At 71.8% G+C, this 9,491-nt stretch carries 8 protein-coding genes and 1 pseudogene; 4 read left to right on the top strand and 5 right to left on the bottom strand.

The genetic code is table 11. The annotated features are described in order from the left end of the window. The 3 genes and pseudogenes from QMZ92_RS12155 to QMZ92_RS12145 all read left to right on the top strand — a co-directional run. Positions 1-234, top strand: a pseudogene (locus QMZ92_RS12155) (NF041680 family putative transposase); the annotation flags it as partial. Continuing rightward, on the top strand, positions 158-571 hold the full coding sequence (locus QMZ92_RS12150; RefSeq protein ID WP_502962041.1) for an allene oxide cyclase barrel-like domain-containing protein: 414 nt from the start codon (positions 158-160) through the stop codon (positions 569-571). The pseudogene QMZ92_RS12155 and the gene QMZ92_RS12150, both read left to right, overlap by 77 nt. Positions 572-1,137: 566 nt before the next feature. Continuing rightward, positions 1,138-2,631 carry a bifunctional aminoglycoside phosphotransferase/ATP-binding protein gene (locus QMZ92_RS12145; protein WP_283297308.1) on the top strand — a complete coding sequence of 498 codons (1,494 nt, stop codon included), beginning with the start codon at positions 1,138-1,140 and terminating at the stop codon, positions 2,629-2,631. A 200-nt stretch (positions 2,632-2,831) separates the two neighbouring features. On the opposite strand, the gene QMZ92_RS12140 is transcribed toward QMZ92_RS12145, so the two are convergent. From QMZ92_RS12140 to QMZ92_RS12115, 5 genes are all read right to left on the bottom strand, one after another. Next, the gene (locus QMZ92_RS12140) at positions 2,832-3,485 is read right to left on the bottom strand and encodes a CBS domain-containing protein (protein ID WP_283297307.1); all 654 of its coding nucleotides are present in this window, start codon (positions 3,483-3,485) and stop codon (positions 2,832-2,834) included. 195 nt (positions 3,486-3,680) lie between these two features. Further along, complete coding sequence (locus tag QMZ92_RS36010; RefSeq protein ID WP_349307720.1) at positions 3,681-5,207, bottom strand: CBS domain-containing protein; 1,527 nt, start codon at positions 5,205-5,207, stop codon at positions 3,681-3,683. A 170-nt stretch (positions 5,208-5,377) separates the two neighbouring features. Next, entirely contained in the window at positions 5,378-6,844 is a 1,467-nt protein-coding gene (locus QMZ92_RS12125; protein ID WP_283297306.1) for an AAA family ATPase, read from the bottom strand. 130 nt (positions 6,845-6,974) lie between these two features. Then, positions 6,975-7,640 (bottom strand): CBS domain-containing protein, encoded by a 666-nt coding sequence (locus tag QMZ92_RS12120; protein WP_283297305.1) that lies wholly within the window; start codon positions 7,638-7,640, stop codon positions 6,975-6,977. Positions 7,641-7,823: 183 nt separating this feature from the next. Further along, a complete protein-coding gene (locus tag QMZ92_RS12115) occupies positions 7,824-8,246 on the bottom strand; it encodes an Hsp20/alpha crystallin family protein (protein WP_283297304.1) in 423 nt (140 codons plus the stop codon). A 241-nt stretch (positions 8,247-8,487) separates the two neighbouring features. Here QMZ92_RS12115 and QMZ92_RS12110 point away from each other — a divergent pair, with 241 nt between their 5' ends. After that, entirely contained in the window at positions 8,488-9,360 is an 873-nt protein-coding gene (locus QMZ92_RS12110) for a universal stress protein (protein ID WP_283297302.1), read from the top strand. The last annotated feature ends 131 nt before the right edge of the window (positions 9,361-9,491 follow it).

The raw sequence follows: 9,491 nt of genomic DNA, 5'->3' as shown, positions 1-9,491 counted from the left end.
CCCTGGGAACGACCAGCGACCGAACCCCGCCGCCTCACCCCCGCCCGGGTCCGTCGCGGGTTTCGCAACATCCGCGCAACAGCAGCCCGCCCAGCGACCGCACCGAAACCAACCCGGCCCGGGCCTGGACGGCCTCCCGGCTCGAAGAACAAGCAACGTGCCAAGCGCCACGACGTCGGCAAAACCATCAAACGCGCCGAATCGATCAAGGAACACCAAACACAACGCGGTTAAACGCCAAGCTCAGGGGCAGTTCCCCAACGTCACCGCCGACCTGGTGGACAAGAACGGCAAGACCGTCGGCTTCGTCACGACCAACTGCGTCATCGTCGACTCCACCCCCGCCGAGACCACCACCTGCTACGGGTCCTACGTCCTCGAAGGCGGCCAGATCACCTGGCAGAACGCCACGCGCGACCCGCAAACCCCCTATCTCATCGCCATCACCGGAGGCACCGGCAAGTACTGCGAGGCCAGCGGCCAGATCCGCGTGGTCAGGACCGAGTCGCAAGCCGGAGGCGGCCTCTACGAACTCAAAGTCATCACCGGCCGCAAGTGCGCCACATCCTGAAGGCCGTGTCGTTCGGAACTGCCCCACCCATCGGACGTGCCGGACCGAACTCCGCGCCATCGCCCGGGTAATGGCCCGGATGCCAATTGTCGATTCCCGGTAAACGCGGCGGACTTCCTCGGCCTGGCCCACGTTCCAAGCGTGGGTCCGCGGCGGTCATTCGTAGGGTCGTCGGACCCGGGATTTCCGGGTATTGCTGCGCACTACCGCGCATACGGCGACGATTCCGCGGCAGCCGTAATTAGCACTCCTCTTCGTCGGGGCCCCCTCCGGCTTCCGCGGAGCGGCCGGAGCCTGCCGTCCCGGCAGGGGTGCCTGCCCGCTGTGCGGGGCTCAGGCGGCGGTACCTCACGGTTCCGGCCCGCCCCGCCGATCGCGGGTGACGGCCGGCCGGAAGGGCCACTCGGTCCCGGGGCGGGCCCGGGAAGCCCATGGGCCGGCCGGCCGTGCGGCGAGGATGCTGGAAGTGCCCACCACTCGGGGCGAAGGACGGGGAGACGGACGTGACTCCTCCGCACACGGGCACTGTCGCGGCAAGAGGCCCCGCGACACCGCCCGGGAACGGCATGGGCCTCCAGCCGGCCGTCGCCGAGACCCACACGGCGGTCGTGGTCCTCGTCGGGGACCGGGCGTACAAGGCCAAGAAGCCCGTGGACATGGGGTTCCTCGACTTCAGCAGCGTCTCCGCCCGTCAGCGGGCGTGCGCGCGGGAGGTCGAGCTGAACCGGCGCTTCTCCCCGGATGTGTACGAGGGAGTGGGTGAGTTCCGTGGGCCGGAGGGCCTCCCGCCGGAGCCGGTCGTCGTGATGCGCCGGATGCCCGACTCCCGCAGGCTGTCACACCTCGTGGCCGTCGGGGCCCCCGTCACGCAGCACCTGCGCCAGGTGGCGCGGCTGCTGGCCACCTGCCACGCCCGTTCGTCCCGCAGCACGGACATCTCGCGGGCCGGCACCAGGGACGCCCTCCTCGCCCGGTGGGAGTCCAGCTTCGCGCAGGTGCGCGAACAGGGGGAGGGCATCGCCCCGTTGCACAGCCTGGAGGAGACCGAGGGACGGGTGCGGCGCTACCTCGCGGGGCGTGAGAGCCTGTTCGACCGCCGCATCCGACAGAGCCGGGTGGTGGACGGGCACGGGGATCTGCTGGCCGAGGACGTCTTCTGCCTGGACGACGGGCCGCGGCTGCTGGACTGCCTCGAGTTCGACGACACCCTTCGCCACGTCGACGGTCTCGACGACGCCGCATTCCTCGCCATGGACCTGGAACGCCTCGCCGCCCCGGACGCGGCGGCGTACTTTCTCTCCTGCTACAGCGAGTACGCAGGCGACCCGGCCCCCACCTCCCTGTGGCACCACTACGTCGCCTACCGGGCCTTCGTCCGGGAGAAGGTCGCCGTCCTCCGCGCCGGCCAGGGAGCGCCCGAGGCCCGTTCGGAGGCGGTACGACTGGCCGGGATCGCCGTCGGACACCTGCGCACCTCTGCGGTGCGCATGATCATGGTCGGGGGGCTCCCCGGCACCGGCAAGTCCACCCTGTCCGCCGCGCTCGCGGACAGGCTGGGTCTCACTCTGCTCAGCAGCGACCGGGTCCGCAAAGAGCTCTCCGGGATGCCGCCGGAGGCGTCGGCGGGAGCGGAGTACGGCAGAGGCATCTACTCCCCGGTGTGGACCCGGCGAACCTACGGCGAACTGCTCGCACGAGCCACGGCCCTGCTGTCCGCCGGTGAGTCGGTGGTCGTCGACGCCACCTGGACGTCCCGCGAGTTGCGCGACGGTGCCGCCGAAACGGCACGCCTGTGCAGCGCCGATCTGGTCCCGCTGGTCTGCTCCGTGCCGAAGGAGGTCGCCGACCGCAGGCTGACCGTGCGGGGCCCGGGCCCGTCCGACGCGGACGCCGCCGTCGCGGAGGCGATGGCGAGGGCGGCCGATCCGTGGCCCGAGGCGGTGCAGGTGGACACGGGTGGAGCTCTCGCCACGGCGGTCGAGCAGGCGCTGGCGGCGATCCACCCAGAGGGAGCCGGACCGAGGCCGCCGTTCCGGCGCCCGTACATGACGCCCGGCTGAGGCAGGTCGTGCCGTCGGTGCTCCGCAAGGGGATCCCGCCCGGCCCCGGCGCTCCATCAGCGCGCCGAGACGGCGTACACGACGTGCCCCCCGAGGGCGTCCGGCCTTTCAGGGACGACCCGGCCGGGACGGCGGGCGGCAGCGTCGGACGAACCGACCGGGGCGGCACGAACTCACGCAGGTCGCCGCCGATCGGTCGGTCACCTTGCTCCGCGGGGCGCCTCACCTGCCGCGGCGGTCGGCTCGCGCGAGCTGCCCACGGTGTCGTCCCAGGTGAAGGTCAACCGGTCGGTGACGTCCACGACACCGTCGACGCTCTCGCAGAGTCGCACGGTCACGGGAACCAGGCTCCGGCGCGGAACCGTGCCGCTGAGAGTCACCCGGCCGTCCGCGACCTCGACGGAGAGCGCGGACGGCGACAGACGGAGCGTACGGGTGAGGACGTCCTCGAGGATCTCCTCCTGGATCGCCCTGTCCCGTCGCAGGAACAGCTGGATCAGATCACTGCGGCTGAGCACCCCGATCACGCGGCCGGTGTCGTCCGTCACCGGCAGTCGCTTGATCCGGTTCTTCTCCATCACCCTGGCGGCCTTGACCACGCTCCATTCCGGACGCGCGACGACGGCGGGACTCGTCATGAGCCCCTCTGCCGTGGGAGCCCCGCCTCCGGATGCCTGACGGCGCACGAGATCCGCCTCGGACACCACGCCCAGCGGTCGTCCGTCGGCATCGACGACGGGTACGGCGCTGATCCCGAACTCGTCGAGCAAGCGGGCGATCTCCTTGAAGGTGGTGCCGGGGACGACCGCGACGGCATCAGGAGTCATCAGGTCGGCAACGCTCCGGTGCCTCATCTCTCGTCAGCCCTTTCCGAGCGCCTCCGGCCGTACTGGCCGACCCGGATCCGGCGCCCCTCGTCGCGTTGTTCCCCTCTGACAATCTCGTGCGTGCGACCTCCCCGCCACAGGGTCCGACCGGTCCCACCGACGGTCCGAACGGACCCGGTTCCGCACGTGACGCCGATTGCGTGCCATCGCCGTACCCGTGCGTCACCGGCGGGGCCGCTCTGCGTCGGCCGCGGAACTGTCCACCGGCCGCGGAGCCCGGCCGTCGTCGCGGAGCCGGACCGTGATCGCGGGAGGGTGCTCGAGCGTGTTCTTGACGGTGCAGTGCGAGGCCACCGCCTCCAGGGCCCCGGCCATGGCCGGTGGCAGTTCGGGCACATCGACGTCGACGGTCAGCGTGGCCACGCGCGCCGGGCGGTCGGCGGCCATCGTGTGGTCGGCGGTGACGCGCAGGGCCCCGCGATCGAGGCCGTGCCGGTCGAGGAAACGCCCGGCGTAGTGGGCGACGCACGCGGCCACGGACGCCACGAACAGCTCGACCGGTGTGGGACCCGTGTCCTGGCCTCCGTCGGCGACCGGCTGATCGACCGTCAACGCGTGTCCTCGCACCGTCACTTCACAGGCGTCACCGTGCAGGGGTACGACGGCGAGGTGCGGATCGGAGCCGGGCGTGCGGCTCTCGACCGCCTCCGCCTCCGAGAGGAGGAGCCCGGCGAGCTGCCTGGCCTCCCCCGGAGTGAGCGACGCCCATACCTCCTGGTCGTCGTACGGTGCACGGAGGGTGTCCAGAACCACCCGTCCCATCCCCGCGGGTAGTTCGTGCGGCGCGAATCTGGCTACGCGGATCGCGCGGCCGCACCGGGTGTGCAGGTGACGCGAATGCGTTGTGCGGTGGTGTTCCTCCACGACGACACCGTCCTTCAGCGTGCGTGCGGAGAGCGGGTTCGCTCCCCGGGGAAGGGGCGGGCACGGAGCCGTTCCCTCACGGCCCACTCCGCGCAGATGCGCCCTCTCCCTCACGCCTGCCTCGCGTGCGGCGGCCGTCGCCGGGTGCCCACTCGGGGGCTCGGCGTCCGGCGCCAGGTCGTCGTACTCGTACTCCATCGTGTGGTGCACGGCGACCACCCCGTCCACCGAGCGGCAGAGGCGTTCGACGACCGGGATGTCTGCGCGTGCCGCAACCCGACCGCTGAGGGTGACCACCCCTTCGTGAACCGACACCCGAACACTGCCGGGCGCGACGCCGAGGGTTCGGCCGAGTACGTCCGTCCTGATCTCCTCGCCGATGGCCTCGTCACGGCGCAGGAAGGGGCGCAGCAGGTCACGACGGCTCACCAGGCCCACGAGCCTGCCGGTCTCGTCTACGACCGGCAGCCGCTTCACCTTGTGGCGGTCCATGGTCCGTGCCGTCTCCACGATGTTCCAGTCCGGCCCGGCGGTGACGGCGGGGGAGGTCATCATGGCCCCGGCGGTCTCGGCCTCCGCCCGCGCCTCGTCCAGGGGCAGCAGCCGCAGCCGGGTCCAGCGGCCGTCCGGGTCCGGCAGGCTCGCCGCCTTGCGCAGCAGGTCTCCTTCGGAGACGACGCCCAGGGGCCGGCCGCCGTCGTCCACCACCGGTGCGGCCGTGATGTCGTTGTCCTCGAAGAGCCTCACGATCTCCTTGAAGGACGAGTCGCGGTGCACCGTGACGACACGCCGCGTCATCACCTCCGAGATCCTGCGGTGCTGCATGTCCTCACTCCTTCCGCCCCGGAACCCTTCCGCCCGGAGCCGTTCACGCCGCCTCGGTGCACTGCCCTCCCACTCTCCGCCCGGAACCCGTCGCGTCATCAGAGCCGAACGGCCCCAGGAAAGGGCTGATGGCCCCGGGAGACCGCCTCCGGCGGACGGGATCCCGGTGGTCACTCACCGTGGTAGAGCCGATCGAGGTCGACGAGGAGCACTTCTCCCCGGTCCTGCGCCGCGTGCAGCCGGGGGCTGAAGCCCGCGCCGCCGTAGCAGGCGGGTTTCGTCCGGCTGGTGTCCTCGCCCCGCGCGGCGAGGACTGCGAGGACATGGCGAAGGCGGTCCAGATGGTGGATGTCCATGATCTCGTTCCACCGGGCCTGGCCCACGGACAGCAGGGGCCCGCGGCTCCCCCCGCCGCGAACGACCACCTCGGCCTCGTGCTCCGGCCCGTTCTCCGTTCGCGGCAGGGTGCCGTGGGCGGCCGCGGCGACAGGCGCCCCGAACGTGTCGGGGGACGCGAAGCGAAGCGCCCAGTCGCGGCAGATCTGTGCGAAGGCGGCAGGCACAGCGGTGCCGTTGAAGTCGGACGCGAGCCCCTCCCAGGCACCGCCGGCGTCCTCCTGCTCCGGAGCCGAACGACGAGGGGCGACCACCGCGTGGTCGAAAGCCAGCAGCGGCTCGGCGATGCGGTACCGGAGTGCCGCGGGGTGGAACGCGTCGGGTTCGCCCCGGAGGAGTCCGCAGTGCTCGAGGAGCCGCAGGGCATGCGACACATCCGTCCGGGGCCGGCTCACGTGCTGCGTGACGGCCCACGGGGTGACGTGCCCCAGGGCCACCGCCCTCAGAATCGAATGGCACAGGGGGCGGTCGTGCTGGTCCGCCTCCTCGTTCAGGAGCCGTGCGGCCTCCCAGTGGAGGGGGGTCCTCGGGTTGAGGACGGTCCTGCACATCCAGGCGTCGAAGTCCTCGATGCCGGTGGGGCCCTCACCGGACGCGAAGCCGCGGTGGGCGGGGGTTCCGCCGACCACCGAGTGCAGGAGGGCGGCCAGACGCGGATCGTCGATGTCCCAGAAGGCCGCCGCCTGCCGGAAGTCGAAGGGCTCGACGGTGATCGACATCCCGGCCAGTTCGCGCAGTGCCGAGTGGTCGGTGAACAGCCTGTTCGTCACCAGAGACGAGTCGCCGCCGAGCAGGAGCCGGGTGCGCGGGGTGTGCCCGGCCCGTTTGAACGCCCGGTGGACGACGGAGGGCAGAGTGGGGCTCTGCCCGACGAGATCCGGAAACTGGTCGACGACGACCGAAGCCGGTCGCTCGCCACCGGACCCGAGCAGCGCGTCGACGGCATCGTCCCAGTTGCGCCACGCCGGCACGCGCGGCGATCCGGTGTGGTCGGCGAACGCCTCGGCGAGATGCTGGAGGCTCTCCCTCTCCGTGCCTTCGCGTGCCCCGAAGAAGAACGCCCCGGTGGCCCTGGTCAGTGCCTGAAGCAGATACGTCTTCCCCTGCCGCCGCCGCCCCGTGACCAGACCGAGGGCCGGTCCGGGCCGCCGGTCGGTCACGAAGGCCGCCAGCGCCTCCCACTCGGCTTCCCGGTCGAACACGGCCTCCGGCCGCTCGATACCGGCTGCGTCCCGTGCCACCGGAGACCTCCAGTGCTGGCCCGTTTCTCTGTGCTGGGCGACCGCGTGCCGCCCACGCCCGGCGGACCCGGCAGCCGGACCCGTGTGCCTTCGGGGCACGGCGCCCCGGACCCTTCGCCGACGCCCCCGCTCAGGGGGAGTCACCGCCCCGGGCGGTGAGGCGGTCGGACACGGAGACCACCCCGTCCGTCTGCTCCGTGAGCTTCTTCACGATGAGGATCTGGGCCGGCGTCTCCAACGTGCCCTCCAGGGTGACCCGTCCGTCGACGACATGGACGTCGACCGCATCCGGTGCCAGCCCCATCGTGTCCACCAGCACCTCCTCGACCACTCGCCGGCGGATCTCCGGATCCGGGCGGAGGAACACGACAAGGAGATCACGCCGGGTGACGATGCCGACGAGCCGGTCCTCGTCGTCGACCACCGGCAGTCGGTCGACACAGCGCCGCAGCATGGTGCGGGCGGCGGCCGCGACGGTCTCGTCCGCGTGGACGGTGACCGCCGGTGCCGACATCAGCCGGCCCGCCGTGATCGCGTCGCCCTCGTCGCGGCCCGGTGTGCCGGCTCCCGGTCCGGGCCGCCGCGTTCCGCACACCGCGTCCGCGGCCAGGGCCTGGCGCACCAGAAGGTCGGTCTCGGACACCACACCCACCACCCGGTCGTCCTCGTCGAGGACCGGCAGACCGCTGATGTCGTGCTCCGCGAGCCGCTTGGCGACCTCCTTGAACGGCGTTGACGGTACGACGGAGACGACCTCCCCCGTCATCAGGCCCCCGACCTTGCTGTGCTTCGTCATCACCCCTCCCGGTGGGCCTGTTTAGGGGCTGTGGTCCACGGGATGAGCAGAGGCGGTGAGAGGACACTCTCCCCGGGCCCGGAGCCAGAGCGGTGGAACACCGGTGACCCGGGCCTTGGTGCGGGTCACCGGACGGTGCGGGATGCTGCGGCCCGTCCGGACGACACCGCCGGTGCTCACGGTTCACATGGCGTGCTTGATCTCGATGTGCTTGGGTTCCGGCTTCTCCTCGCCCAGCCCCACGCTCACCGTGAGCATGCCGTCCGTGTACTCGGCGCGGACGTCGCCCTCGTCGGCGCTCTTCGGGAGAGCGAGAGCGCGGGTGATCGATCCGTACCTGATCTCACTGCGGTGTTTGTCCACCTCGCGCTCGGTACGTTCCGCCTTGATGGTGAGGATGCCGTCCTCCACGGTCACGTCCAGATCCTTCACCTCGATGCCCGGGAGCTCCGCGCGGATGACGTACCTGCCGCCCTCCGTGTACTCCTCGATCCTCATGGTGTGCAGATCCGCCATGGCCGGCATGCTGAACCGGGTGGGGAAGTCCTCGAACCAGTCCGGCAGATCGGGGAACGGGAACCTCTGCTTGCGTGCGAGTACAGCCATGATCCGGCCTCCTCGGTCTTGCGGTTACGACACGACCAGTCAACCGCCGAACGCGCCCGGCCCGCAGGGGCCGAACAGCCCGTAGCGGGGCCCGATGGTCCCAGCGGACCGTTCCGCCGGGACGAACAGCTCGCCGGACCGGGCCGGACGGTCCTCGTCCCGCGCCCTCACTTTGCGTAACGTGCAGGTGCCGGCCTCGTCCGGCGGGGCCGGTACTCGTTCGCAAGCGGCTGGAGGAGCCATGACGTCCGACGGCGGAGCACTTCCGATCATGTACGGCGTGGACGCGGCACAGCCCGCCGAGGCCGCTCTGGACTGGGCCGCCGACGAAGCCGCGCGCCGCGGAGCGCGTCTCCATCTCGTGCACGCCGTGCTGCCGGTGACCCACCGCGTCCGGGGCGTCGAGGAGACGGCACATCACAAGGCCGTGCACACGCTCGGTGAGGAAGCGCTCGACAAGGCGGCCGGGCGAGCCCGGGAGCGCCATCCGCAGCTCGATGTCACGGTGTCCGTGGAGCCGGGCAACCCGGCAGCGGTCCTGGTACGGAAGTCCGGGCACGCGCAGTCGGTCGTTCTGGGGTCACGGCATCTGGGCCGCCTGGCCCAGGTGCTCAGCGCGGCCTCGACGGTCGTTCCGGTGAGCGCCCACGCCGCCTGCCCGGTGGTGGTGGTGCCGGACGGCGAGCGCACGGTGGAGGAGCCGCCCCGTGTCGTCGTGGGGGTGGACGACAGCGAGTCGGCCGACGCGGCGGTGGACTACGCCTGCGGGGCCGCGGCGCGGTCCGGTGCCTCGGTGCACGCGGTGTGGGCCTGGCAGCGGCCGCGGTTCGGCTTCTGGGACGAGGAGGCCGCGATGGAGGCGTGTGAACGCCACCTGTACGCGGCGACCGAGAGGCGGTCCGCTGCGTGGGCCGACGTCACCCTGAGCCGTGAGGTACTGCCCGGGCACCCGGTCGAGGTACTGGCCGGCGTCGCCGAGCACGCGCTGGCCCTCGTCGTCGGACGCCGGGGAAGTGAGGGCTTCGCCGGCATGCGGCTCGGCTCCGTTCCGCACGGCCTGCTGCACCGGGCCTCCTGCCCGGTGGTGGTCGTGCCTCCCGCCCGGCCGGTGTGACGGGGCCGGGACACGAGGGCGGTGTGACCGGCGGGCCGGATGGGGCCGTTCGGCCCGGCGCGTCGGCCCGGTCGGTCCTGTTGCCACGCCGGGACGGCTGCTTTCCTGAAGATGACGGGAGGGGCCCGCGA

The organism is Streptomyces sp. HNM0645, from assembly GCF_030056615.1.
Lineage (GTDB): Bacteria > Actinomycetota > Actinomycetes > Streptomycetales > Streptomycetaceae > Streptomyces > Streptomyces marianii.
The sequence above is the reverse complement of the archived record's forward strand: the minus strand, read 5'-3'. Positions and strand labels throughout refer to the sequence as shown.

Bases quoted from the DNA above. Each gene is read 5' to 3' on its own strand.
- QMZ92_RS12145 (WP_283297308.1), top strand. From the start codon at position 1,138: ATGGGCCTCCAGCCGGCCGTCGCCGAGACCCACACGGCGGTCGTGGTC.
- QMZ92_RS12140 (WP_283297307.1), bottom strand. From the start codon at position 3,485: ATGAGGCACCGGAGCGTTGCCGACCTGATGACTCCTGATGCCGTCGCG.
- QMZ92_RS36010 (WP_349307720.1), bottom strand. From the start codon at position 5,207: ATGCAGCACCGCAGGATCTCGGAGGTGATGACGCGGCGTGTCGTCACG.
- QMZ92_RS12120 (WP_283297305.1), bottom strand. From the start codon at position 7,640: ATGACGAAGCACAGCAAGGTCGGGGGCCTGATGACGGGGGAGGTCGTC.
- QMZ92_RS12115 (WP_283297304.1), bottom strand. From the start codon at position 8,246: ATGGCTGTACTCGCACGCAAGCAGAGGTTCCCGTTCCCCGATCTGCCG.
- QMZ92_RS12110 (WP_283297302.1), top strand. From the start codon at position 8,488: ATGACGTCCGACGGCGGAGCACTTCCGATCATGTACGGCGTGGACGCG.